The sequence below is a fragment of the Paenibacillus lutrae genome, assembly GCF_009757775.1.
GTDB lineage: Bacteria > Bacillota > Bacilli > Paenibacillales > NBRC-103111 > Paenibacillus_F > Paenibacillus_F lutrae.
In genome coordinates this window covers 232,534-258,107 of sequence record NZ_RHLK01000005.1, presented here as the reverse complement: position 1 = coordinate 258,107, position 25,574 = coordinate 232,534, and the positions used below count along the sequence as shown (strand labels likewise).

At 51.2% G+C, this 25,574-nt stretch carries 24 protein-coding genes; 20 read left to right on the top strand and 4 right to left on the bottom strand.

Going from position 1 to position 25,574, the window contains the following annotated elements; all coding sequences use genetic code 11:
* Nucleotides 1-98: 98 nt before the first annotated feature.
* The 3 genes from EDM21_RS11965 (at nucleotide 99) to EDM21_RS11955 (ending at nucleotide 3,184) form a co-directional block, all read left to right on the top strand.
* Nucleotides 99-1,250 carry a metallophosphoesterase gene (locus tag EDM21_RS11965; RefSeq protein ID WP_166541966.1) on the top strand — a complete coding sequence of 384 codons (1,152 nt, stop codon included), beginning with the start codon at nucleotides 99-101 and terminating at the stop codon, nucleotides 1,248-1,250.
* A gap of 66 nt (nucleotides 1,251-1,316) precedes the next feature.
* On the top strand, nucleotides 1,317-2,324 hold the full coding sequence (locus EDM21_RS11960) for an aldose 1-epimerase (protein ID WP_157335698.1): 1,008 nt from the start codon (nucleotides 1,317-1,319) through the stop codon (nucleotides 2,322-2,324).
* A gap of 149 nt (nucleotides 2,325-2,473) precedes the next feature.
* Nucleotides 2,474-3,184, top strand: coding sequence for a hypothetical protein (locus EDM21_RS11955; protein WP_157335696.1), 711 nt, complete (start codon nucleotides 2,474-2,476; stop codon nucleotides 3,182-3,184).
* A 174-nt stretch (nucleotides 3,185-3,358) separates the two neighbouring features.
* On the opposite strand, the gene EDM21_RS11950 is transcribed toward EDM21_RS11955, so the two are convergent.
* The 3 genes from EDM21_RS11950 to EDM21_RS11940 all read right to left on the bottom strand — a co-directional run bounded on the left by EDM21_RS11950 (nucleotide 3,359) and on the right by EDM21_RS11940 (nucleotide 8,423).
* Nucleotides 3,359-4,606, bottom strand: coding sequence for an ATP-binding protein (locus EDM21_RS11950; RefSeq protein WP_157335694.1), 1,248 nt, complete (start codon nucleotides 4,604-4,606; stop codon nucleotides 3,359-3,361).
* Between the two features lie 195 nt (nucleotides 4,607-4,801).
* Nucleotides 4,802-6,685 carry an ABC transporter ATP-binding protein gene (locus EDM21_RS11945; protein WP_157335692.1) on the bottom strand — a complete coding sequence of 628 codons (1,884 nt, stop codon included), beginning with the start codon at nucleotides 6,683-6,685 and terminating at the stop codon, nucleotides 4,802-4,804.
* Nucleotides 6,678-8,423: an ABC transporter ATP-binding protein gene (locus tag EDM21_RS11940; protein WP_157335690.1), complete on the bottom strand. Its 1,746-nt coding sequence runs from the start codon at nucleotides 8,421-8,423 to the stop codon at nucleotides 6,678-6,680. The genes EDM21_RS11945 and EDM21_RS11940 overlap by 8 nt, the downstream gene beginning before the upstream one ends.
* Nucleotides 8,424-8,635: 212 nt before the next feature.
* Between EDM21_RS11940 and EDM21_RS11935 the strand changes: the two genes are divergently transcribed.
* The 14 genes from EDM21_RS11935 (at nucleotide 8,636) to EDM21_RS11870 (ending at nucleotide 21,384) form a co-directional block, all read left to right on the top strand.
* Nucleotides 8,636-9,160 (top strand): nucleotidyltransferase family protein, encoded by a 525-nt coding sequence (locus EDM21_RS11935; protein ID WP_338043974.1) that lies wholly within the window; start codon nucleotides 8,636-8,638, stop codon nucleotides 9,158-9,160.
* A 202-nt stretch (nucleotides 9,161-9,362) separates the two neighbouring features.
* Nucleotides 9,363-10,580 (top strand): MFS transporter, encoded by a 1,218-nt coding sequence (locus EDM21_RS11930; protein ID WP_338043973.1) that lies wholly within the window; start codon nucleotides 9,363-9,365, stop codon nucleotides 10,578-10,580.
* A gap of 234 nt (nucleotides 10,581-10,814) precedes the next feature.
* Nucleotides 10,815-11,072 carry an HPr family phosphocarrier protein gene (locus EDM21_RS11925; RefSeq protein ID WP_157335688.1) on the top strand — a complete coding sequence of 86 codons (258 nt, stop codon included), beginning with the start codon at nucleotides 10,815-10,817 and terminating at the stop codon, nucleotides 11,070-11,072.
* An 8-nt stretch (nucleotides 11,073-11,080) separates the two neighbouring features.
* Nucleotides 11,081-12,835, top strand: a complete 1,755-nt coding sequence (gene ptsP, locus EDM21_RS11920; RefSeq protein WP_157335686.1) for a phosphoenolpyruvate--protein phosphotransferase — start codon at nucleotides 11,081-11,083, stop codon at nucleotides 12,833-12,835.
* Between the two features lie 105 nt (nucleotides 12,836-12,940).
* A complete protein-coding gene (locus EDM21_RS11915; RefSeq protein WP_157335684.1) occupies nucleotides 12,941-14,863 on the top strand; it encodes a BglG family transcription antiterminator in 1,923 nt (640 codons plus the stop codon).
* Nucleotides 14,864-14,865: 2 nt separating this feature from the next.
* A complete protein-coding gene (locus tag EDM21_RS11910; protein WP_157335682.1) occupies nucleotides 14,866-15,999 on the top strand; it encodes an amidohydrolase/deacetylase family metallohydrolase in 1,134 nt (377 codons plus the stop codon).
* Nucleotides 15,987-16,349 (top strand): hypothetical protein, encoded by a 363-nt coding sequence (locus tag EDM21_RS11905; protein WP_068775228.1) that lies wholly within the window; start codon nucleotides 15,987-15,989, stop codon nucleotides 16,347-16,349. The genes EDM21_RS11910 and EDM21_RS11905 overlap by 13 nt, the downstream gene beginning before the upstream one ends.
* 15 nt (nucleotides 16,350-16,364) lie before the next feature.
* Nucleotides 16,365-16,730, top strand: coding sequence for a glycine-rich SFCGS family protein (locus tag EDM21_RS11900; RefSeq protein ID WP_157335680.1), 366 nt, complete (start codon nucleotides 16,365-16,367; stop codon nucleotides 16,728-16,730).
* Between the two features lie 8 nt (nucleotides 16,731-16,738).
* Entirely contained in the window at nucleotides 16,739-17,077 is a 339-nt protein-coding gene (locus EDM21_RS11895; RefSeq protein ID WP_068775230.1) for a DUF4312 family protein, read from the top strand.
* 79 nt (nucleotides 17,078-17,156) lie between these two features.
* The gene (locus tag EDM21_RS11890) at nucleotides 17,157-17,945 is read left to right on the top strand and encodes a DUF4311 domain-containing protein (protein WP_157335678.1); all 789 of its coding nucleotides are present in this window, start codon (nucleotides 17,157-17,159) and stop codon (nucleotides 17,943-17,945) included.
* 2 nt (nucleotides 17,946-17,947) lie between these two features.
* Complete coding sequence (locus EDM21_RS11885) at nucleotides 17,948-18,598, top strand: DUF4310 family protein (protein ID WP_157335676.1); 651 nt, start codon at nucleotides 17,948-17,950, stop codon at nucleotides 18,596-18,598.
* A 79-nt stretch (nucleotides 18,599-18,677) separates the two neighbouring features.
* A complete protein-coding gene (locus EDM21_RS11880) occupies nucleotides 18,678-19,778 on the top strand; it encodes a DgaE family pyridoxal phosphate-dependent ammonia lyase (protein ID WP_157335674.1) in 1,101 nt (366 codons plus the stop codon).
* 33 nt (nucleotides 19,779-19,811) lie between these two features.
* Complete coding sequence (locus EDM21_RS11875) at nucleotides 19,812-20,534, top strand: KDGP aldolase (protein WP_157335673.1); 723 nt, start codon at nucleotides 19,812-19,814, stop codon at nucleotides 20,532-20,534.
* Between the two features lie 616 nt (nucleotides 20,535-21,150).
* The gene (locus EDM21_RS11870) at nucleotides 21,151-21,384 is read left to right on the top strand and encodes a CsbD family protein (RefSeq protein ID WP_157335672.1); all 234 of its coding nucleotides are present in this window, start codon (nucleotides 21,151-21,153) and stop codon (nucleotides 21,382-21,384) included.
* Between the two features lie 406 nt (nucleotides 21,385-21,790).
* Here EDM21_RS11870 and EDM21_RS11865 read toward each other — a convergent pair whose 3' ends face one another.
* The gene (locus EDM21_RS11865; protein WP_166541965.1) at nucleotides 21,791-22,681 is read right to left on the bottom strand and encodes a glycerophosphodiester phosphodiesterase family protein; all 891 of its coding nucleotides are present in this window, start codon (nucleotides 22,679-22,681) and stop codon (nucleotides 21,791-21,793) included.
* A gap of 389 nt (nucleotides 22,682-23,070) precedes the next feature.
* Here EDM21_RS11865 and EDM21_RS11860 point away from each other — a divergent pair, with 389 nt between their 5' ends.
* Genes EDM21_RS11860 through EDM21_RS11850 form a run of 3 tightly spaced genes read left to right on the top strand, consistent with a single transcriptional unit; the run spans nucleotide 23,071 to nucleotide 25,492 of the window.
* Entirely contained in the window at nucleotides 23,071-23,739 is a 669-nt protein-coding gene (locus EDM21_RS11860) for a chromate transporter (RefSeq protein WP_157335671.1), read from the top strand.
* Nucleotides 23,740-23,751: 12 nt separating this feature from the next.
* Nucleotides 23,752-24,288, top strand: a complete 537-nt coding sequence (locus tag EDM21_RS11855; protein ID WP_157335670.1) for a chromate transporter — start codon at nucleotides 23,752-23,754, stop codon at nucleotides 24,286-24,288.
* The gene (locus EDM21_RS11850; RefSeq protein WP_157335669.1) at nucleotides 24,281-25,492 is read left to right on the top strand and encodes an ROK family transcriptional regulator; all 1,212 of its coding nucleotides are present in this window, start codon (nucleotides 24,281-24,283) and stop codon (nucleotides 25,490-25,492) included. The genes EDM21_RS11855 and EDM21_RS11850 overlap by 8 nt, the downstream gene beginning before the upstream one ends.
* The last annotated feature ends 82 nt before the right edge of the window (nucleotides 25,493-25,574 follow it).

Sequence of the window (25,574 nt, the reverse complement as noted above, 5' to 3'; positions counted from 1 at the left end):
CTTAGAAGCAGCTGTGTTTATTGGTTCGAGGGTGTTTAATCATGCTATAATACGGACACCATTTATTTTTTGAATCATGGGAAAGGAGACGGGCGAATGTGAAGTCACGGTTGATTTTGATCCTTCTTTTTTTGCTTCTCTATCTGGGCCTGAACTTCTACATTGGCTTACACGGAATACTGCTGCTTGCGTACTGGCAGGTCGGGATTCCTCCTGTCCTGTATTGGACGCTGTTTACTCTGCTGGCTCTTGCTTACGTTCTCGGGCGGTCTCCTCTTGTTCCGGGAGCACCGGGAAGATTTCTCAAGGTGATCGGTTCCTATTATTTCGCTGTATTTGAATTTGCCGTGATCCTAATTCCGCTCGGAGATCTGTCCATATGGCTGATGAAGACCGCCGGAGTTTCTCCCGATGTATACATACCTGCCGTAAGCACAGCGGTTTTGGCGGTTCTAGTCTTTCTGCTGGCCAAAGGCTACTGGAATGCCTGGACTCCTATTGTCCGGACTTACCGGATCCGGGTAAATAAGAAGGCAGGGGATCTCGGACAGATGCGGGTGGCCGTCGCTTCTGATATCCATATGGGGAACATCGTGGGCAAACGGCACCTCCGGCGTCTGGTGACCCGTGTGAATGCCATGAAGCCGGATCTTATCCTGCTGCCGGGTGACCTCATTGACGATGACATTGAGCCGTATATACGCAATGGCATGTCCGAGGTGCTGGAGCAGCTGCAATCGCGGCTGGGCATTTATGCTGTTCTCGGCAACCATGAATACTACGGCGGTCACGTGGAAGAGCATGTGAAACAGATGGAGCGCATCGGAATCCGGGTGCTCAGAGACGAGGTCGTTCCAATCGGGGAGATGTTCTACGTCGCAGGGCGCAAAGATAAGACCGCCGAAACCTTCGAACCGGCCGGACGGCTCGCTGTAGATGCCCTGCTGTCTGACCTCGATAAGAATAAACCTATTCTGCTCATGGATCACCAGCCCTATCATTTCAGCAAAGCTGCTGCGGCAGGGGCGGATGTACTTTTGTGCGGCCATACCCACAGGGGGCAGTTCGCTCCTAACCACTGGATTACAGGCAGGCTGTTTGAGCTCGATTGGGGCTATCTGCTTAAAGATAACTTGCATGTGGTCGTTTCCTCGGGCTATGGAACATGGGGACCTGGTATCCGGATCGCAAGCCGTTCTGAAATTATCGAGCTCGTCATCGATTTTGTGGAATACGAACAGGTCAAGTGAAGTGAATGTCTGGATAAGTGACAATAGGGCCAGAAAATTAATCCATTTGAAGGAGCGGGAAAAGCAATGACGGGAAACAATAACGCACACAGCGCTTATGAAGGCGATTATCAGGGAATGAAGGCAGTTTGGCTCAAATGGGGCCGCTACGAAGCCGCAATGCTGCCCGAATATGGAGGCAATTTGATTGCTTTCCGGGATACCGAGAATGCTTATCAATTTCTTCACGAACCTAAAGAGGATGAGCTTGAATCGTTCAAAAAAAGTCCGGGTATCCATGGTATTCCCGTGCTTTATCCGCCGAATCGTTATGAAGACGGGAAAATCCCTTGGAACGGCAAGGAATTCCAGCTTCCGGTCAACGAGCCAGGCTCCGGCAACCACCTCCATGGTTACCTTCATACATCCGCCTGGAAAGTAGAGGACTACGGCCAGACCGGCTGCGAAAGCTATGTCGTCGTATCCAGCACGGTGGATGAACAGCATGCCATGTACCAGTATTTGCCTTTCCGGTTTACGGTAAGACTGCGATATGCCCTTGGCGAAGATGGGCTGTCCCAGCAGCTCTTCTTCCGTAATGACGGCAGTGAAGCTATCCCGTGTCTGCTGGCTTTCCACACGGCAATTAACGCCCCGTTTGCTCCGGATTCATCCGCAGATGATTACCGGGTGAAGCTAACCATCGGTGAGCGCTGGGAGATGAACGACCGCTTGCTGCCGACCGGTAAGTTCCAGCCGCTGACGCAGGAAGAAATTCAGCTGCGCGATGAAGGGATCAGCCCTTATTTCGCTGATCTCAACAACCATTACACCGCCCTGGCGCAGAACGGACGGAACCGTATGGAGCTGACGGATACGAGAAGCGGTGTAACCTTGGTGTACGATGTGGGTACGTCCTACAAGCAGTGGATGATCTGGAATAACTTCGGAACGGAAGGTTTTTTCTGTCCGGAGCCGCAAATAAATCTGGTGAACGCTCCGAAGAGTCCTCTTCCGGCAGAAAGTATCGGTTTATTTGCTCTTGAGCCTGGAGAGATATGGGAAGCGACGGCTCGCTTTTATGTGAAAAGGTAGGTCCGCCGGAGAATTAAAACGATCTGAAAACCTTTACATGAGAGAAAGCTTCCCGTAAAATGACCTCAAGTAAGCAGTTCTGGAACCAAGCACTAAGCTTCCCCAATATCTGCGTAACATGATAAGATGGAAAGCAAGGAGGAGTAAACATGTCGACACCTAATGAAGCCGGCGAACAGCCGATTAAAGATGCAGCCCAGGAGCAGCCTGAGAATCAGGATTCTCTTAACGCGGAATCCGGACAAGCTGTCTCTGGTCAAGAAGAGCAGCCAACCGAGGAACAACTCCGTCAGCAGAATGAAGCTATTTTTGCATGGTACAACCATGTGGAAGCGGTTCTGAAAGAGCAGTTTGCCGATTATGAAGTGGAGGGCCAGGTGGGCCAGCATCCCGGTTTTGGCCCTTTGTTTGCCTATACGCTACGCCTTGATGGAAACAGCTGGTCATGCGGCTTTTTCCTGAATGAACTGGTTCATACGTTCCAGAACAAAGAAAATCCAGTCCAGTGGCTGTCTTCCTTCTTCGTGGATCTAATCCGCAGTCCGGAGAGCCGTCCGCTGCCAGCCGTTCCTCAAACTGAGGAAGACGCTAAGAATTTGATCGACCAGTACATCGTGCCTTATTGCGCCGATACCGTCAGAAGCGAGTTTCCAGAGGAGCAGGTTTATGTGGATCTGGAGCTTCATCCCGAGGCGGGCCCTGTGCTGGAAGTCGGTTTTCCGGCGATTAAGGAAGGCAACAATACCTTTGCGCTTCCGCTGCAATTCCTGCTGACCCTTCACTTGTTGAATCGTGACCCAGCCGACCCTCTGGTTCAGGCTCTGTTCCGTATTCATGAGGAACATAAGCAGCAAGTATAGCATCCGGAGATTGTGTGAAGGACAGAGTCTGACTGAAATCAATTCAAATAAGACTGGCAAGGGCTGACGCGATATCGCGCCAGCCCTTATTTGCATCCAAGGCGTCTGCTGTAACACTCGTACTTAGCATGTGGATGTTCTTCATTCCGCCTAATTGAAGTCCCTAAGGGACCTTTATGCAGGGTCCGAAGCCTTAAACTCCATGATACAAGTCGTTCCTTTGTAAGGCCGGCTTTCATACCGGATCGTGCCGTTCATCATTTTAAGCAGACTGATGACGACCATGATCCCGAGTCCGGTCCCTTTTTGTTTGGTCGTATAGAAAGGTTCACCCAGAGATTTCAACTGTTCGGCTGACATTCCTTCACCTGTATCCTGGATCATGACCAGGATTTGATCTTTGATCCGGTCCGTCGTAATCGTGAGCGTCCCGCCATCAGGCATAGATTCAAGCGAATTTTTGAGAATATTGTGCATACACTGCCTGAATTTCTTCGATTCTCCCCATATGTAGAGGGGCTCTTTGCTGTGATGTTTAACAATAGTTTCAATGCCGGAATGACTAGACAGCATCGTGATCAGAGTAATAATTTCCGACAGAAGATTTTTGATTTCCAGCCGCTCCGGCTTATCCGCACTTGGCTTGGCGTAATTGAGGTAATCCGAAATAATCGTGTCTGCCTGATCGACTTCCGAGATCGCCAAATCCACATAGCGCAGCTCAGCCTCGGAGTGCGGGTTGCGCTTAATCAACTGAAGAACACCCCGGATCGTCGTTAACGGATTACGTATCTCATGCGATATGGATGCGGCCATCTGCCCCACAAGCTGAAACTTTTCTGCAGCGATCAGTTTTTCACGCATCATTTCCTGAGTCTTCACCCAGTCATACATATAATTGATGAACCAGACCGAAATCAGGGTGCCGGCGACCGTTAGGAGCATAAAGGAAGCATTCTGCTGCAACCGGCTATCCAGTATGAGCAGTAGAAGCAAATAAACCAAAGTGAGCCACGTTGCAGTCACATTTTTAAATAGGATGGAATGATGCCTCACTCTGCGGGCCGCAAAAAAACCAAGCAAACTAATCGCAGCTGTTGCGGTAAACACAGGCCAGAACGGATTATGGAGGATAAAGTAGCTTCCGATGTTAAAGGCGGCCACAGTAGCCCCGATAAGGAGAGGCCCTTCGAAGAACAGAACCAGCATCAGGGCAACCGGGATGAAGTGAAGGATATAGATCAAGGGATCTTTGGGCTCGAAGGTCAGGTAAAAGAAGGAGGAAACTCCTAAAATAATTAGAAAAATCCATTCTTTCTTGATCTTTGAATTTTTCTGAAGAGCGAGAATCAAATAAATCATCGCAGCGCTCAGCGTATAAACAACACTGCGTACTTCGTATGTAAGAATCGTGTTAAGCAAGGCAATAGTCCTTTCCAAACGCGCGCGTTATGATTTTATCATAAAGGCTTGTCAGCATAGGGGCAATGTAAATCATTATAAATAGACAAATACGGGAAAGGTTTGCTTGAATATCCTGAAAATGGACGTATTGGAAGGATTAAATACCGAAAAACCGGACATGAGTCCGGCTAAGCGGTGTATAGAAGCCTGCATTCAGCCAATTGCCGCAATGCCTTGTGAATGCCGGTATAATTCTTCATAATAGCCCCGTTTGCCAAGCAGCTGATGATGCGTGCCCTGCTCCACGATCCGGCCCTGTTTCATGACGATGATCCGATCCGCATGCATGATCGTGGACAGCCTGTGCGCAATGACGAGCGTGGTTCGTCCCTCAGACACAACGGCGAGCGCTTGCTGCACCAACTGCTCGGTATGGGAATCCAGATTGGCGGTAGCTTCATCGAGGATAAGGATTCTCGGGCGGAAGACGAGAATCCGTGCAAAGGAAATCAGCTGTCTTTCACCTGCTGATAATCCGCTTCCGCGTTCGGACAACCGTGTATCGTAGCCGTCCTTGAGCCGCTGAATGAGCGGATGTGCCCCAACCGCTTGGCATGCCCGGATTACTTCCTCGCGGCTGAACTCTTCACGGAACAACCGGACGTTGTCCAGAATTGTGCCGGAATAGAGATAAGGTTCCTGCTGAACGAGTCCGATCATACGATGCAGAGTATCCTGCTCTATGCGGCGGATATCTGTGCCATCGATGCAGACGCTGCCTGCGTCCACATCATAGAAGCGGGTCAACAGGGAGATAAGGGAGCTTTTCCCGGCTCCGGTTGTCCCGACGATGCCGACCGTCTCACCCGGCAGGATATGCAGATCCAGCTTTCTCAGTACGCGGCTTCCTTCCACATAGGAGAAGTCCACGTTGTTATAGTCGATCCGGCCAGCCGTACGTTTCCAGTCGACTTCGGCCTTGTCCTTCGGGGAAGGATCTTTGATCTCAGGCTCAGTCGATAAAATTTTCCACAAGCGGTCCATAGAAATAGAAGTGGATTGCAAAGTGTTCCACTGCTGCGTAATCTGGTTGATGGGCTGGAAAAACTGACGGATATAGGTGATGAAAGCATAGAGAACACCGACTTCAACCGTACCTTTAAAAACAGTAACGCCGCCCAGCCAAGCGAGGAAAGCGACCGATACATTGCCGAAAATATCAAACGAACGGTTGAACAAGACGTTGGTCTTGATTTCTTTTAGATTGGCTTTGAGATACTGTTCATTGCGGCCGCTGAAGCGCTCAAACTGTTCGTCCTGCTGATTATAAGCCTGAATAAGACTCATCCCTGCCAAATTCTCCGCCAAGTAGGCGATCAGCCGGGATAGCTGGGTGCGCGTCTGCTGGTACGCTTTGCGTAGTACGCTCCGGAACAGAATGGCGATGAGCGCAATAACAGGCAGTAGAAGCATGCTGTACCAAGCGAGCGTAGCATCGATCTGGAACATGAAGAAAATAATGAGAATGAGTGTCATTCTATCCCGGACCAGACTCAGGAATACCTGCGTGAAAAATTGGCTGATGGTCTCTGTATCACTGGATTCCAGAGTGACGAGACTGCCGATGGGATAGCGGTCAAAAAAGGACATGGACAGTCTGGAAATGTGACGGAACAGTCTTTTACGGATGCTGGCAACGATGCTCTGCCCGGCGAATTGAAGCAGATTGTTCTGAATGTAGGTGAAGATGAGATTGACGGCAGACAAGGCCAGATAAACAAGGCCGATAACGATCAGCGGCCGCATAGCCCCGTCTCCGCCGATCAGATGGTCATCGATTGCGATTTTAACCAGGTAAGGCTGGAACAGCTCCGCAAGAATGGCGAGCAGCGCACATCCGAAGATGCCCAGGAAGGTTAGCCGGTGAGGCTTTGCATAGGATAACAGCGCTTGGAGGGCCGCAGTTTTGGCCGGTTCTTTGCGGTCTTTCTCCGCTGTCTCCGTCTCGTCCGTCCCGCCGCCGGAAGCGGCAGAAGCGTGTGATCCGGCTTCCTTGGCGGAAGACGGATTCCCGCGTCCAGATTCATCTTTAGGCATGCCGGGTTCCCTCCTCCTGTATGGAATAAAGTGACGCGTAGAGTCCCTTCTGCGCGAGCAGCTCCTGATGGGTTCCGCGTCCTACGATGTGCCCTTCATCCAATACGATGATTTCGTCCGCATGTTTAACCGCGCTGATACGGTGCGCAATGATTAAGGTGGTTTTATCCTTGTGCGAAGCCCGGATTTGTCTGACGATGCTGGTTTCGGTAACCGCATCCACCGCGCTGACACTGTCGTCCAGAATCAGAATGGGGGCATGCTTCATGAAGCCCCGTGCCAGACTGGCCCGCTGGCGCTGGCCGCCTGACAGCGTGATCCCGCGTTCCCCGAGCTTCGTATCGAACCCTTGGGGGAGCTCGGTAATGCTGCTGTAGATTTGAGCATCACGCGCCGCCTGCTTCATCTCGTCTTCCATGGCTTCCCGGTTAGAAAAGGCGATATTATCACGGATCGTTGTACTGAACAGGAAGCCGTCCTGGGGAATATAGGCGATCTGGGATCGCAGGCTGCTAAGCGTGACATCGCGTATATCTCTTCCTCCGATTAGAATGGTATGGGCGGGAGGATCATAGACCCGCAGCAGAAGTTTAACCAGTGTGGTCTTGCCGCTGCCGGTCCTGCCTACAATGCCCAGCGTTCTTCCCGGCTTGATGCTCAGGTTGATGTCTTCCAGTGCGCAGCGGTCCGAACCGGGGTAGCAGAAAGACAAATTCCTGATTTGGATATCCGTCCCTCCCGGACCCAGCTCTGCCGCATCAGGCCGTTCACGGATGTCCGGCGCAGCAGCCAGCAGATTGTTCAGCCGCTCGAGCGAGGCACGGGAACGCTGCATCATATTGATCACATTGCCGATTTGCTGCAAAGGTGTCATCATCATACGCAGATAAAAAGTAAGCGATACGAAGCTTCCGAGTGAAATCTGTTTCGTTAGCGTCATATAGCCGCCTATAAGAACGGCAAGAACCATGGAGAGAGAACCCATAAAGGGAAGCAGGGTCTGGAAGAGGGAAGAAATTCTTACCAGAGCGAGCTGATTCTGCCGGATTCGGTCCACACTCGCTCCAAAACGTGCAGAAGCCATTTCTTCGGCTGCAAAAGTCTTGGTTACCCGGATCCCGCCAAACTGTTCTTCGGCGGATTCGGTCATAGAGGCGAGCGATTCCTGGACTTCAAGTGAGCGCTTACGTATGCGTGGCCCCAGAAATACGACGATGACGGGAATGGTTGCCATGGGAAGGAGCGTGCCCGCGATCAGACTAAAAGGAATGGAACTAAGTGACATCATGACAAAGGCGGATAAAATAAAGAAGATGGCGTTAGTAGTCTGATTCACGCCGTTGGAAATCGATTCCCTTACGGCTGTTACGTCATTCATGACATAGCTAAGCAGCCTTCCGACGCCGTGTCTCGAGAAGTAATACTCACTCAAGGAAGCAAAGTGACGGAACAGCTTCTGGCGCGTGACATATTCGAATTTTCTTCCCAGCCTTGCATTGGTATACTGGCCGATACCGAACAGCACGCCATAAGTGACGCCAATCCCAAGCAGGGTAAGGCTGTAGCGGGCAATGGATTCCAGGGTCGCGGTCTTTTGCTGAAGGTCATCGGTAAGATGGCCCAGCACCAGCGGAAAAAAAGATTGGGTAACATTGGATAGAATAATGAAGAAAACACCTGTGGCATACATGCCTAAATTAGCTTTTACATAATCACGCAGTAGTCTTGTACTGCCCAAGTCACAGCACCTCCCGGCTCATTTACTCATCCTTCCATTTTAAAGGGCTGCAGAAGAGAGCGGCAAGGAACGTTTGTGCACCTGTAGGGTGATATCGGGGCATACGGAGCCCACAGTTATATGAAAGCGGTTTTTTTCCAAGGAATTCAAAATATTTGGAGTTTTTATCCTATCGGAACTACTCAAGCCATATTTATGTCAGGGGGAGCAGAATGGAAGAGACGGTCTACAGGGAGCAATTAATCGAGTGGTTTTTGCATAATGAGGAGAGAATGGAGGCTTTGAGGGTCCTGCGGAATCAACGGCTGCCAGAAGCTGTTATCGCGGCCGGATTCGTACGCAATTATGTGTGGGATCAGCTTCATGGCTATAGGACCGCAACTCCGCTCAATGATACGGACGTTGTCTACCTGGATCTTCTGGATGTATCGGAGCAAAGAGACCGGGCAGCCGAGAAAGATTTACAAGAACAATGTCCCAAATGGAACTGGTCTGTCAAAAATCAGGCACGCATGCATCTGCGAAACCAAGTGGAGCCTTATACTTCGCTGGAAGATGCGCTGAGCCGATGGCCGGAAACGGCGACTGCCGTGGGGATCAGATGGACGGAAGAGGACCGGCTCGAAATTGTTGCGCCTCACGGGCTCTCGGATCTGTTTCAACTCCGGGTGAAGAGATGCCCTTCTTTTGAAACGGTTCCTATTACCGCCAAAGAGTGGAGCAAAAGGGCTGGCTGAGTCGATGGCCCAGGCTGCATATGGAAGACTGAATCACAGCGCGGATCTGCCATCTGTCCTTTAACCTTGACCCTGTCAAAAAAGCAGCCTCAAAAAAGATAATCATGGACGATGTTTCCAGGTTAGGATTATAATGCTGACAGAACTGAGCTTAAATAATCCATCTTAATTGCTCGGAGCCAAAGCCGGAAGGGTGAGCCAGGTGTCATCGAATATCCGTAAAATGCTGATGATGAACTTTGTTTCGTCAATCATTTTTATTTACATCGGGATTTTTATTAATTTGTATATTTGGCAGGTTAACAACAGCATTTTTGAAGTTTCCTGGTTTAATTTGGTTATGTTTATAGGCTGGGGCATCTCCTTCATACTGGGGGCGAGGATGCTGTACAGGCAGACAATCCGCCTGCTGCTGGCTTTATCCGCTGTCAGCGGTGCTGCTGCCTTCCTGCTGCTGACTTTCCTTACTCTGGATAACCGGAATTTGTGGATCGCGATTATTGGTTTGCCGGTGGGGCTGATGTGGGGATTCTATACGGTTGCCCAGAATTTAAGCGTGTCTTTCTCTGGAAAAGGCAGCGAAGTCGCTTCTTTTTTTGCCGCTAACAATCTCATCGGGCAGGTCTTATCCATGGTTATTCCGATCGTATCGGCCCAGTTTATCGGATGGTTCGGCTATGAAAGTTCGTTTATTCTCATGTTTGTCTTTGTTATTGTCATGCTCTTGTTCTCTTACACGATGCCTAAAATATCGATGCCGCTTTCCGAAGGGCCTCAGCTGGGGTTCTGGAAAGAACTTGCCGTCAAAAAGGTATTCGGCAGCCGCCAATCGATCTGGCTCGTCTTGTCCATTCTTGCAGGCGGCGTATTCATGCAGTTTCAGAATTTGTTTACACTGGTGTTCACTTTTACCGTTACCCAGGATAAGCTGCTCATTGCCCTGCTGAATGTGCTTTATACGGGCTCCGCTTTTCTGGGTCTGGCGCTGTACCGCAAATTCAAATGGAACGATAATCTCTGCCTGTGGCTGGGAGTTACTCTATTGTCGGCGGGGTTTGTTGTTGCACTTTTCCCGCTGCATCCGCTGCTCATTTTGTCCAACGTGCTGACGGCTTTCGGGATGTTCTTCTTCGCCATGATCTGGAACGCACAGCAGTTCCAATGCATCGAGAATTACCCGCCTGCCCGCAAGGCCGCTTTTCTGATCTGGCGTGAAGGGCTCTTAATCGGCATGCGAATCATTCTGCTTGTCTTTATCATGCAGCTTCAAAGTCTGGACGGCTGGTTGTATGTGGCCCTCATCGGTACTACGCTGATCAGTTTGATTTTAATTCCTGTTTTTCAGGCAAAAGCAGTTAAAGTGATGGTGACGGGCAGGGCGCCTTCTTCCCCGGGAGCTTCTATTTCAGAAGGAACGTGAGGGATATCGAAGATTCGGAAGCAGGACTTTCCTCAGGTGCAGCACTTCCATCAGGTGCAGGACCGGGCTAAACCGGACTTAGGACTAATTTCCTGAGTCCGGTTTCTTTTTGCACCATGAATAGTGCAAAAGGTTTGATCTTCTCAGTTGGAAGCGGTTGCGATATGGTGGATACATCGGGAGCAGTCCCGTGAAGGTCAAGTTTCAGGCACGAAATCGGGAGGAGTCATACAAATGCAGAAAGAATTTTCCGTGCAGAATCCGCTAGGGATCCACTCACGCCCTGCCGGGGCTTTGATGAAGAAAGCAAAGTTATTTCCATGTGATATTACCGTTACCAAAGGGGACAAAACCGTAAACGGCAAAAGCATCGTCGGCTTGCTGTCGCTCGAAATGCGTTACGGAGATAAAGTAACCGTTAACACGTCCGGTGAGCAGGAAGAGGAAGCGCTGAACGAGCTCGGGCAAATGCTCGAATCCGTTCTTGAATAGGTGATAGCATGAATAGACAGGATCAACATGTTAAAATAAAAGGAATTGCAGCGGCTCCAGGCTATGCGATGGGCAGAGCGCAAATCTGGCAGGAAGTGCCTGTCGAGGTCGGCAGACGGATTCTGGCCGAGGAAGAAGTGGCAGCTGAAGTGGTGAGGCTCCAGCTGAAAACCAAGCAAGCGCTTGCAGAACTCCAGTCTCTTAAAGAAGAGACGGCGCAGAAAATGGGAGAGGCTCACGCCGAAATCTTCGAGACCCACATGCTGCTTCTTGAAGATGATGATTTCGTAGGCGCTGCGGCCGCCAGCATCCGCTGTGAGCATATGAACGCGGAGGCAGCGGTGGAAGAGGCTGCACAGGCACTCGTCGCCGTATTCGAGAACATGAATGACGCCTACATGCGCGAACGCGCATCCGACATCCGCGACGTCGCCAACCGTCTGCAGCGTCTGCTGCGCGGTGAAGAAGCCGATGTGCGGGTTGCTGGCGACGAACCGGTCGTTCTGTTCGCCCACGACCTGACGCCATCGGACACGGCCCGGCTGGACCGCAGCCGCGTTACCGGCTTCGCAACCGCAATCGGCGGCCGGACCTCGCATTCCGCGATCATGGCAAGGTCGCTGGAGATTCCCGCGATTGTCGGCATGGGCGATGCCCTCAAGCAGGTGCAAGCCGGCGACTATGTGATCGTCGACGGCAGCGAAGGCGCGGTGTACATCAATCCAGATGCGGAGCTGATCGAGCAGTACCGCTCCAAACAGAGCCGCTATGAAGAACGCCGCAGCCGGCTGCAGACCTATGTCAGCCGCGCTTCGGAGACAGCCGACGGCAAGCACGTCGAGCTGGCGGCGAACATCGGCGGCCCGCAGGATGCCCAGGCGGCCCGCACGGGCGGTGCCGAAGGAATCGGCTTGTACCGCACGGAGTTCCTGTACATGGGCCGCGACACGATGCCGACGGAGGAGGAGCAGTTCCTCGCGTACAAAATCGTCGCCGAAATGTTCCCTTCCCAGCCGGTGGTTATCCGGACTCTCGATATCGGCGGAGACAAGGAACTGCCGTATCTGAGCCTGCCGAAGGAAGCGAATCCGTTCCTGGGCTACCGCGCCATCCGGCTTTGCCTGGACCGCAAGGACCTGTTCCTCACGCAGCTTCGCGCTATCCTTCGCGCCAGTGCCTTCGGCAATGTCAAGATCATGTATCCGATGATCTCGAATATCGAAGAGCTGCGTCAAGCGAATGCCGTTCTCGCGGAAGCCAAAGCAGAGCTCGATGCCGAGGGGATTGCCTACGGTCCTGACGTAGAAGTCGGCATCATGATCGAAGTGCCGGCAGCCGGTATGGCGGCCGATCAACTCGCTTCCGAAGCTGATTTCTTCAGCATCGGGACGAACGATCTCGTGCAGTATATGATGGCTGCTGACCGGATGAACGAAACGATCGCTCATCTCAGCGAACCGTTCAATCCGGGCGTCCTCCGCCTGATCCGGCACGTCATCCAGTCGGCGCATGCCAAAGGCCGCTGGGTCGGCATGTGCGGGGAGATGGCCGGCAATGTGACGGCTATTCCGCTGCTGCTGGGAATGGGCCTGGATGAGTTCAGCATGGGAGCGGGCTCTATCGCCGCTGCCCGGGGGCTTCTGCATAAGCTGGACAGCGAAGAGATGAAGCAGCTGGCCAGTGAAGCGCTCGAGCTGTACACGGCAGAAGAAATCAAGCAGTACGTGATCAGCCGCGTTCCAGCCGTATCGGAATGGCTGTAAGCCTGTAGCGGCCGCTCTTGCCGAATCACGATGAATTCCTTCCATGGAAGAGGATATGAAGTGGTACAATAGACGACAAGGTTGTACTTGCAGGAGGGATTACTGATGACGTTAACTACACGATCTCGTGCATTGCTCAAAAAAATCGTCTATTCACGGAGTCCTCTGAGGATCAAGGAATGTGCGGAAGAATTCCAAGTCAGTGAGCGGACCGTCAAATATGATCTGGAGGCCATAAGAATCTGGCTTCAGCAGGAGAGCATCGAACTTCAGTCCAGACCAAACAAAGGGATCTGGATTGAGTGCGGGGATGCGGAGAGGATTCATCTCCTGGAACGGCTGGATGCGGTAAGCGAGCATGTTTTTCTTAATCAGCAGGACCGCATGAGGTATATGCTCATTGAGCTTTTGCTAAGCGATGGCTATGTGACGATCGGCGAGCTGATGAGCAAACATGAGGTAAGCCGGAATACGGTGCAGGCCGATCTTGCCATTGCGCAGCAGCTGCTCCTCCATTCGAACCTGGAGCTGGTCCGCAGCAGGCACGGAATCAAGGTGGGCGGCCCCCGGATTCGAAAACGCGCAGTACTGGAGAATATTATCCAGGATCTGCTAGACGGTAACGACATGTTCCAGATCGTGCAGGGAGTTGTCCGGGAAAGAAAGCCTAAGCTCCACTTCAGCAAGCTGCTGGAATGGTTCCTGGTGCCGGTCGGGGATCTCGACCGTATTTTCCAACTGGTCGGAAGTCTAGTGAGAAAGACGCGCGAGAGGACGCACATCCTGCTGACGGATAATGCGATCATTGGCGTGTTTATCCGGCTCTGTATCGTCATCCGCGGGAATTTTACAGTAGAAGGTGAGAATGAAGCCGGTCTGATTCAGCAGACGCCGCTCTCACCGCCCCGCGCACTGACCCGGCATCATACGTGCATCACGGAACTGTTCCGTGACCAGCTGACCGGACTATCCGCTGTGCTTGAGCGGGATTTTACCGACGAAAGCATCCGTTACGTCAGTTTGCCTGCAATCGGCATGATACCTCAGATGCTGAAGGATAAAGATGAGACGGGGCAGCTGCTGCCTGACGCTTATCTGGTCACGAAGACGCTTATCGATCTGGTCAGCGAAGCCGTACGCGTCCGGTTCCGGCAGGATCCCGATCTCATGCAGTATCTGCACGCTCACGTCGCCGACAAACTCAACAAATACAGCTACGGAATCGCCGATCCCAATCCCTTGCTGCATGAAATTATGCGTTCTTACCGCCAGATGTTCGATCCTGTCCGGCAAGCCTGCCAGGAAGTATTCGCTCCTTACGGCATAACGCTCTCTGATTCCGACGTAGCCTATATAGTTCTTCACTTCCAGGCTGCTTTTGAACGGCGTCAGGAAACTCAGGTCTATAAAGCGCTGGTTGTATGCGGTACCGGACGGGGAACATCGAAGCTTTTGAAAACGGTTATCGAGAATGAGATCAAAACGCTCCATGTTGCGGCTTTTTGTTCGGTGATGGAGTTTGAGAAACAGATTGTCACCGATTTTGATCTGGTTATCAGTATTTTTCCGATCGAATCGCCTGTGCCTGTCGTTGTGGTCAATCCGATCCCGGATAAGAATGATTTCAAATCGATACGTTTGAGGCTGGATCATCTGGAAGAGACGCGGGCCCCCCATGATCCGCTGGCGCGGGTGAACGATAGTTTGCAAAGGCCCGAGCTGTCTTATTTAGAACAGAAGTTTCAAGATATTATCTGGAAAGGCTTCGAGCTTAGCCGGGCTATCCGGACCCGTTTCGCAGACTACCTGAGCGAAGACAGAATGGAAGGCTTAACGCTTCATTTGCTTTTTATGATGAACCGCATTGCATTTGATACGGCTTATGTTCAGACCGGCATTTCAGCCGTTCCTGAAGGTATCGGAGGGGAAGCGGTGCAGCACTTGAAGGAGCTGCTTTCCGAACATCGGATTCATGCGACAGAAGGCGAAATCATGGCCATTTTAAGGTATTTTGAAAGGAGTTCGTAAAGATGAAAGCGGAATTGCTAATAGTTGGCGGGACGATCGTTGATCCTTCTACGGGTAGATCCGGCGCGGGGGATGTCCTCGTCAGCCAAGGGCGTATTGTTGGAGTAGTGGAGCCGGGAACGGCTGTTGAGGCAGAGAGAACGTTGGATGCTGCCGGTTGTTACGTATCACCGGGCTTTATTGATATTCATACCCACATCTATGAGGGTGTGCAGGAGATGGGCGTTGCTCCGGACCGTGTCGGAATCGACCAGGGCGTTACGACAGTCGTAGATGCAGGCAGCTCCGGCTTTGCGAATTATGAGGATTTTGTTAAAAGAAGCATCGAGCCGAGCAAGAGCCGGGTACTGGCCTGGCTGAATATCTCTGCACCCGGACTTGCCGAGGGTCGCTCTGAGCTGGCTGATCTAGCGAAGCTTGATCCCAAAGCGACGCTTGAGGTCATTGAGCGCCACCGCGACAGTATTATCGGAATCAAGGCTAGAATGAGCGGCTCGGTTGTGAAAACCAGCGGTATCCGCCCGCTTGAGATCGCGAAGGATACGGCGAGAGAAGCAGGCCTGCCGGTGATGGTTCATGTAGGCAATGCGCCGCCGGCACTCGGTGATGTGCTGGATCTGCTTGAAGCGGGAGATGTTGTTACCCACGCTTTCCATGGTAAAGCAGGCGGCATCCTGGACGCGGACGGTTCCTTGATTCCGCAGGCAGCCGCTGCGCTTGAGCGCGGTGTTCTGTTCGACGTCGGACACGGCAGCTCAAGCTTCAGTTTCGATACGATGATCAAAGCCAAAGAGCTGGGAATTCATCCGTACTCGATCTCTACCGATCTTTATCTTGTTAATTTAGTTGAAGGGCCTGTGTACAGCCAGGCGATTACCATGACCAAACTGCTGGCGCTCGGTTACACCCTGGAAGAGGTTATTGCGTGGGCGACTTCCGCGCCCGCCAAAGTACTTGGACTGGAAACAGAAATCGGGACCTTGAAAGAAGGTTCAGAAGCCGACATTACCATCTTCCGGATCGAAGAGGAGCCTGTTCTGCTTAAGGATGCGGAGGGCAAAACCATAGCGTACAACCAGCAGCTTATTCCACAATATACCATAAGAGCTGGAGAGATATACTCATGTTCAACCTAAATGAAGTCATGGAAGAAATTCCGCAGAAAACGGAAGCTTCCGCAGAGAAATTAGAGATTGTTCAAACCCTTCTTACGGATCTTCGGCTCATGTCTGAAGATATTAGTCTAAGCATCCCGCACACGAAAGCCGTTATTATAGGCATACATCTTCTTGCTTTTCTGAGAAGAGTGGACCTGGATGAATATTTGCCGGAAATTGAGCCGGAGATGTTCGAAGAGCTGAGTACGGAGTCTATCGAACTGAGTAAACGTCTGTTCAGCAGCTATCAGTTCCCTCCTACAAGGAAGCTGGATGATGCGGAAGTCTTTTTCCTGGCAGTTCATTTTGAAGCTGCCAAATCTAACTAACAGGAGTGAAAATCCATGGAAAACAAAGTGAAAGTAGTTATTGGCGATCGTTTAGGTAAAGGGCAGAATGTTGCTAAAGGTGTCGAGGCGGCAGGCGGAATCGCGATTGTGATTCCTGGTGTCGGCGCAGACATGAAACTCGGGGACGTTATGAACAAAGAAAACGCGGATTTCGGCATCTCGTTCTGTGGCAGCGGCGGTGCGGGTGCCGTTACAGCTAACACCAAATATAAATATCCGATGGAATTCGGAATGCGTTCGATTGATGCCGGAGTTACAGCCATTCGTGAAGGTAAAAAAGTGCTTGGTTTCGGTTTTATGGACGTCGAAGAGCTTGGACGCCGTTTGACCGATGAATATAAAAAAGTAAACGGGAGGTAAGGCAAACTATGTTTCAGCAAAAACCGTTAACGCTCGTTGTCAGTGGGTCCTCGGAAACGAAGCAGGGCGCATTTCAGCAGGCCCTTACCCGTATGAAAGGTCAAATTTCAAGGGAAACAACCGATGTGCTCATGCAAATTGAGCCGCAGGAAGTGGAGATCGTTTCGGCCAACGTGACACAGTACCGCGAGAAGTTTCTCGGACTGTTCTTTCCGCGAAATCGGACCCGTTATGATGTAACGCTGCGGATAACGGTGAAGCTGAAATATGTGAACCTTGACGAGCTTGAGTTTACTGAAAACGCCGAGAATCTCAGTAAATACCAGCGCATTCTCAAAATGCGTTAAAAGACAGGGCTGAGATGACTAGAGAGATAGAGAGTGGATTTAGGAAGCTGCCTGTATTCTGAAGTTTTGGGGGATTCATATGAGTATTACATTGGCCATCATTTTTAAGTCCATCATTATCGGACTGCTTGTCGGCTTTGGTGTTGGAGCCGGCGCGGCGCGTATGTTCCATGCGCCGAACGTGCAAGGGATGGGCGCTTTCCGCACATTCGGAGAACTGAATGCCTGTGAAGGCGACGCGGTAGCACACTTTTCATTTGGCCTTGGCTTTCTGTTCAATGCCTGGGCATCTGTAGTCGGTGCCGGTGCACTTACACAGGACGTCGATCACCGGATTATTCCGCACTGGTCGGCGGCTGCCCTGTTATCCCGGAACAAGAAGCTCGAAGAGACGCTTCATGATCCGCGCAAAATGGCTTGGGCAGGCGCAATTATCGGTGCGATCGTTGTCGCTCTGCTTAACTCAACTGCGGCAGCTATCCCGGCTTCGCTGCAATCGGTTGCGACCAAGGTCCTGGTGCCCGCCGCTAACTGGCTGATTAACCCGATCATGCCGATCGTATTCTGGACTGCGGCAATGGATGCAGGCAAGCGGACTGGTGTGTGGGCGACTCTGCTCGGCGGCTTCTCTCATCTCGTGATGGGCAACGCAGTTCCGGGTATCGTGCTTGGTATTCTAATCGGCAAGGGCGTTGATGACGGCGGCTGGAACCGCATCACCAAAACGATGCTGGTTGCCATTATTCTGTTGTTCGTATTCAGCGGTTTCTTCCGGGCCTTCGATGTGGCTCTTCTGAAGAGCATGAGCATCGCAATCCCGCAGTGGCTGATTGACCTGCACGCATTCTTTGGATCGGTGGTGAAATAACCATGGAAAACAACTTGCAAAAAGGCTTCTGGTATTCCGAATGGGCATTTGTTTTATTCGTCGCTTGTCTTTCCTCTGGGATTTTTGCCGGAACTCACTTATACTATGTATATCATGTAGGTGCTTTCAACGATATTGCTATCGTAGCTATGCTTGAAGCAGGTATCAAAGGTGGTGCCTACGGCGCCGCAGCGGCATTCGGAGCGAGCTTCTTGTTTGCCCGTATTCTGGAAGCTCCGCTAGTCGGTATTCTGGATATCGGCGGTTCCCTGCAGACGGGTATCGGTATCGGTGTTCCTGCCCTGATGCTTGGAGCAGGCATGACGGCTCCGCTGACCAACTTCCCGCTTTCTTTGCTTACTGGAGCCGTTCTTGGTGTAGCCGTAGGCGGAGTTATCATTCTGATCCGTAAATATACGATCAATGCGTCCAATTCAACCTTTGGTGCCGATGTCATGATGGGAGCGGGTAATGCCTCTGGCCGTTATCTGGGCCCGCTGATTGTAATCTCTGCGGTTATGGCTTCGATTCCCGTCGGAATCGGTGCGACGATCGGTGCAGCTATTTTCTACTACTATAAAAAACCGATTGCCGGTGGCGCGATTATCGGAGCTATGATTCTGGGTGCAATCTTCCCGATCGTGACGAAATAACCTACACGGAATACGGATACAAAATCAGCAGCAAGATGTTCATACCATGGATTCAAATCAAGGATAGAGGAGAGAGACCATGAGTATCTTTGAGCAGTACGGATGCAGACAAGTAATTAATGCAAGCGGTAAAATGACCGCACTCGGCGCCAGTGCCGTCCACGAAGACGTGGCGGCGGCTGTTGCGGAGGCGGCGAAGGATTATGTGGATATCAGTGAACTGATGGTACAGGCCGGCAAAGTGATTGCCGAGGTGACGGGCGCCGAAGACGGCTGTCCGACAACCGGAGCAGCCGGGGGCATCGCGATCTCGGTCGCAGCCGTTATTGCGGGCAAGAGCCTCAGTCTGATTGAACGCATTCCGCTCACGGATGGCCTCCGTAACGAGATCATCATCCAAAAGGGACACTCGGTTCACTTTGGAGCCTCTATTCCACAGATGATCGCAATCGGTGGGGGCAAGGTCATTGAAGTGGGCCAAGCCAACCATGTCGAGAAGGATCATATTGCAGAAGCGGTTACGGATAGAACCGCTGCTCTGCTCTACGTGAAATCTCACCATGCGGTGCAGAAGGGAATGCAGTCCATTGAGACGATGGCTGCCATTGCCAAAGAGAAGGGGATTCCTCTGATCGTAGACGCTGCAGCCGAGGAAGATTTCCGCAAATATGTTGCCATGGGTGTGGAAATCGTGGTATATAGTGGCGGTAAAGCACTGGAAGGCCCGACATCCGGCTTCATTTGCGGACGTGCGGATCTGATGGAAGCGTGCCGCGCCCAGTACAAGGGAGTCGGACGCCCGATGAAGATCGGCAAAGAGGGCATCGTCGGATTGCTGACGGCGCTTCGCCGTTATGACAACCGTCCGGATGAGTCCGAGCAGCAGCGTGAGCGTATGGAGTGGCTGATCGCCGAGCTGCAGAGTGTTCCTGGTGTCAGAGGAGCTATCCTGCAGGATGAAGCGGGACGCGCTATCTATCGTGCGCAGTTGACGATTGATCCCAAGGCAGCAGGCAAGACGGCTTATGAACTGATTAAAGAGCTCGAAGCCGGTAATCCTGCCGTGTATACCCGCAATCATTATGCGAACCTGGGCATGATCAGCATTGACCCGCGTCCGCTTCTGGTTGGACAGGAGAAGATCATTGCGGAGAGAATCAAAGCGATTCTGCAAGCTTAATCCGTTAAAGAAAAGGGAGATGGAGAGAACGATATGTCACAACAACCTACGATCAAATTAAATGTTCTTGCAAAAACTGCTGAAAACGCGAAGCAAATTGTGGATGCAGCGGAAGGCCGCGTTTACGTGGGACTGATGGTTAAAAACTTCGCTTCCGTAGATGAAGCCGTCCAGACAGTGGACGAGTTTCAACAAGCGGGCGTGCCTGTCTCGGTAGGTCTGGGTGCAGGAGATCCGGCTATGTGGAGCAAAGTCGTAGATGTTTCGATCCGCACCAAACCGGCTCACGTGAATCAAGTATTCCCAGCAGCAGGCTATACACTGGGTGCTATGCGCGCAGCGGGTAGCCCGGATACACTGGTCAACGCTCTGATCACCCCGAGCGGAACTGCCGGCCAGGTTAGAATCGCAACCGGCCCGACAAGTGCCCAGTTCGAGAACGACACGGTTTCTTGTGAAGCTGCTGCAGCTATGCTCGCTGAAATCGGCATCCACTCCGTGAAATTCTACCCGATCGGCGGCGTAGATCACCTGGACGAGCTTGCGGCTATGGTAAAAGCATCCGTTGCCCAAGGCATTAAAATCTTCGAACCGACTGGCGGAATCGACATCGATACGATCGGCCGTGTTGTAGAAGTATGTGCAGAGAATGGCGCTGAGATCATAATTCCGCACGTATACACGTCGATTATCGACAAGGCGACAGGTTTAACCCGCATTGAAGATGTAAAAGAATTAATGCGTGCGATTTCGTAAGAGATTGTCGTAAAGCTGCTGCTCAGCTGAACTTTAAGGAGTGTAAGCCTAGCAAGCGCTGCCAATATACAAGGAATGGCCTCATGCCGCCTATCCGGCTACATGAGGTTTTTTCTTTGGCTGGTCATCAGAAATGTATCGAACTGTACCCAAAGTAGACAATTGTACCCTATATGCTTTGAATTTATCCCTTTTGAGACCTATTGATTTATGGTGTAATAAAGACACGGGTCAGCTTCAATTTCACACTCCACACGTTCTGGTACTCTCGCATTCTGGGGAGTACACTTTTTTTTGTCCGGATGGATTTGATTTACAGCTATTATTACAGGACCCGGGTAACTCTAAGAGCTGAATTAGTGTCCGTTTAACGTTTTCCGGTAAGTCAGAAACTTGTAAATTAGTATTTTTTATCCCTATATGAATTGAATATACCCCTGTTGGTACAGGAGGAAATATGGTGTAATGAATGTAGCCGACCGCTGCTTGGGTATCCGAGAGAGTCGGCTTTTTCCATGCGAAGGCTCATAAAGGTTTGTTTCGCACCTTGACCCTAAGGGTAATTAAGAGTTGTAGAGATACAGGAACAATTAACCCCATAAGGAGATGAGATACCATGGACAACAATGTATTTAAAGGTAAATGGAAGCAGCTCAAAGGGGAAGCGCAAAAACAATGGGGCAAGCTGACAGATGATGATATGGACGTCATTAACGGCGAGAAAGAAAAGCTGGTCGGCAAGCTGCAGGAGCGTTACGGTCATACGAAGGACGCAGCGGAGGATGAATATCAGCGCTGGTCCAGCACTTATCGTGGTGATGAACCCGTAGATGCCGACCGTCGTATCTGATGCCATCAGGTTTATATATAGAAGGCCGAATCCGAAAGGATTCGGTTTTTGGTTGTTTGTACACCTGTTACTGCATCGGTCTTGACCGTTGAAGCAATTTATAATAAGTGGGAATAAAAAGGTGCACTCCTATTAAATAGGAGTGCACCTTTTTGCTTGTTCTTTACCGGAAGACAATGGGTCGATACTCGATACTCGATACTCGATACTCGATACTCGATACTCGGTACTCGGTACTTGATATTCGATATCCGATATCCGATATCCGGTAGCTAGTATCTTGTAGCCTGTATCCCGTATCTATAATCGGGTATATGGTATCCAGTAGCTAGTAACTGCTATCTAAGTATCGGGAGAAGCAGTGTGTTCTGCCAGCTGACGCTTGCTGTCCACTCCACTCTGCAAATTAACGCGCTGCGGCTACATTACCGCCTAACCGGCTCCCCGCATTGGCGAGTTTAGGGGCCATAGGTGTCGAATAGTCAATATAGTCGGAATAAAATCCGTGTACACCAATTTGCTGCAGGCGTTTGACTTGATAGGGATCGTTCACGGTATGAACGTAAGTCGGTACACCCAGTTTGTTCAGCCCGCTAATCATGGAAGCGGTAGCTCTTTCAACCGGCATCGCAACCGCTTTGATATTATGCTTCTTGACTAGAGCAATCGTTTCTTTCTCGGTATAGCCGGTCATATAGATAGAAAACAGGTAGTTAGGGAAATCGTGAATTTGCTTCACGTCTTTGATCATGTCGATTTCAAACAATTCGGGTACGATACGATCCAAGAGGGCCGGATCGATCGCTTTTGCTTTTTTGACAATAAGCTCAAATTGTTTTTTATATACGGCAGGATCTTCACTTTTCGTATCGGTTACAAAATAAACATCCGGATATTCTACAAGAATTTCCAATATTCCATCCAGATCCAAAGGCTTATAGGCTTTCAAAATTTTATGTTTTTTAAATTCAGCCAGCGTAATCGGGCCATTCTTCAAATGTTCGGGCAGTGTCGGCTGCAATCTTTCGGACAAGTATGGGTACCAATCATGACGGGCCGCAAGCTCATTATCGGCTGTCAGAATCAGATCCGCCTCAAATACGCGGTACCCCTTGTTGTAATTGACGAGAAATGCTTCGTATGAATTCGTTAGCGTCTGTCCATATATGCTGCCTAGACCGTGCGCGATAAGGGTCTCATTCGTCCAAGGTTGCTTAGCCTCTTCAGCTGAAGCTTGTACCGGCAACAGTGACAACATGATCGCAACGGACAGAACTCCTGTTAATAGCTTCTTCACTTAATCAACCTCCTTGATGGTAGTGGGCCGGAATTTCCCGGGGAATAACCGGCTTGGATTAGTAGTCAGTTTGGCCTGCTGAAACATCTTTTATTTACCCGGCTGACTTGGCATGAAACAAACAACTTGGAAATTTGGGTGTGTTTTTGTCGAAAAAAAGGTAAAAATCCTATTATTTCACCCGGAAATAAACGCTGTTTTAAAATTGATGAAATTTCAAAAACGGCCCAACTTTTTATCGTTTTATTAATTAAGTCTATCTAATCGAAAACATATTTAAAAATTCAAGCTCACATAACGAAAAATGTACGAGTGTTTATTCCAAAATGAAATAAAGTGGTTTACACTAAGACTAGCACAGATATCAGACACGAAAGTAGTTGAGGCGTATGTTACAATTTGTTCCACGATTGAGGCTATGGATCTCCCTATTCGGTTCTTTTGCACGTATTGCGCCTGTATCTTTTGGGGGCGGGTTTGCCATGCTCCCCGTTCTTCAGCGTGAAATCGTGCACCGGCGTAACTGGCTGTCGGAAGAAGAGTTTGCGGAAGTGATTTCCGTCTCCGGCGCAGCGCCGGGAGGGGTCGGAGTAAATGCTTCCGCGTTTATCGGCTATAAACTGGGCGGAACAGGCGGAGCTTGCGCTGCTGTATGCGGAATGATTCTGCCTGCCTTTGTCCTGGTAATGATTCTTACTATTGGCTTTTCATCGTTCAAGCATTATCCTAAAGTTAATGCGGCTTTGGAAGGCATTCAGATGGCCGTGCTGGCACTCATCGCGTTTGCGGGTATACGGCTTATCCGCTCCTCTGTGTTCGACGGTGCAACATGGTCGGTATTCGCCGCTGCGGCGGCAGCTCTGCTGTTTACCGGGATTCATCCTCTGCTGATTATTCTGCTGGCTGTTGCTGGAGGTCTTGTACTTGTAGCCGTGAAGAACCGGCTGCACATGGCGGTCCGCTATGAACCGAAGACCCGCCCGCTGCCGGAGAATTCGACTGCATCTTCACCTAAGCGTTATCCGGAATTCGAAGGCTACTTCGGCGAAGGAATATAGGGGGAAGATGGGATGCTGATTCTATTATTCTGGACCTTTCTTAAAATAGGCATTCTTTCGTTCGGCGGCGGCTACGCGATGATCCCGGCCATTGAGCACGAAGTGGAGAGCCAAGGCTGGATGACAGCAGAACAGTTCGCCGACGCTGTTACTCTATCGGGCATGGCACCGGGGCCTCTTGCTACCAATTGCGCCATTTATATCGGCGATTGGATGCTTGGGCTTCCCGGGGCAGCGGCAGCACTTCTGGGCATGGTCATGCCATCTTCCGTGCTGATCGTGGCGGTGGCACGATTCTTTTTCCGGATCCGTACGCATCGTACCGTGAAGTCTGTTTTCTACGGACTGCGTCCTGTTGTGGCGGCCATGGTCGTCGTAGCTGCCCTGCGGCAGGGCTTCACTTATTTCCAGCAGGACTGGTTGACCTGGAAAACAGCCGTATCGGCTGGTATCTTCGGCTTTGCTCTGCTTGGCCTGACACGGTATCGAATGCATCCTTTGTCCGTAATTCTGCTTTGTGCGCTAGTAGGTGTGGCGATTTATGGCTAATAAGCCGATTACCGAACGTATCGGAAACCGTAAAGAAAAAGAAATTTTCGAGCTGATCCGTCAGGGAGGAACCGTGTCCAAGATCGAACTTCTTGAGAAAAGCGGTCTGACGGTCAGCACGCTAACGCGCTTACTTGATGAGCTTTGTGAACAGGAGCTGATCGCCGAATCGGGATACGGCCCTTCAACCGGCGGCAGACGGCCTGTCCTCTACCAGGTAAGGGCAGATTACGGCTGTGCGCTGGGAGTTGATATTTCGCGCACACTGACCCGGCTTGTGTTGACCGATATGCATTTGAACGTCCTTGACTCCAGGACGTGGGAAATGACCGGCCGGATGACCCCGGATGTCCTACTGGAGGAGATCGCGGCTGAAGCGGAAGCTATGCTCAGCCGCTGCGAAATACCGGCAGATCGAGTGCTGGGTATGGGCATAGGAGCGGTAGGGCCGGTTGACCGGCGTGAAGGTGTCATCCTGAACCCTCGTTATTTCCCGGCTCCGGGCTGGCAGGAAGTGCCTGTCCGTGCCCTGCTGGAGCGGCGTCTGGACCTTCCTGTTCTCCTTGATAACGGAGCCAATACGGCGCTCCTCGCGGAATCCTGGTCCAGGCAGAAGCGTTCTTTCCGCCATATGCTGTATGTGCATATCGGGGTAGGTCTGCGCTCATCCATGTTAAGCGAGGGTGAGCTTATCTACGGCGCTGTCGATATGGAGGGCTCTATCGGCCAGATGATTATTCAGACGGACGGGATTTCGCCCCGCTCACAGGAGGGCAACTTCGGGGCCTTGGAGTCCTATGCTTCAATCTATGCGATTGAGCGCGAAACACGGGCCCGGCTCAAGCAGGGACGGCACAGTACGCTGTCGGGTATCGGTGATCCGGATGCGGTCACCTTCCGCGAAATTGTCCAAGCGCTGGCTGCCGGCGATCCTCTGGTAGTCGAGGTCATCACCCAGGCGGCCGTGTATTTCGGTATCGGGCTCGCGAATCTGCTGAATATGATGCACCCCGAGAGAGTCGTGCTGGGCGGCCCTCTGATTGCGGCAAGCGATTTGTTCTTCTACACCGCAACGCAGACGGCTATCAAGAAGACGTATTATTACCCGACTTATCAAGTTCTATTCAGCAAAGGAAGCTTTGGTGAAGAGGCGCTGGCGATAGGCGCAGCGGGCCTCGTCATACGCCAGCTCTCTTTTCACTAGCAAAAAGGCTGTGCCACTACAATAAAAACCGCTGCCGCAGTTTTGCCGGTCAAAAAGAGCAGCAGACGGTGCGGGAATACGA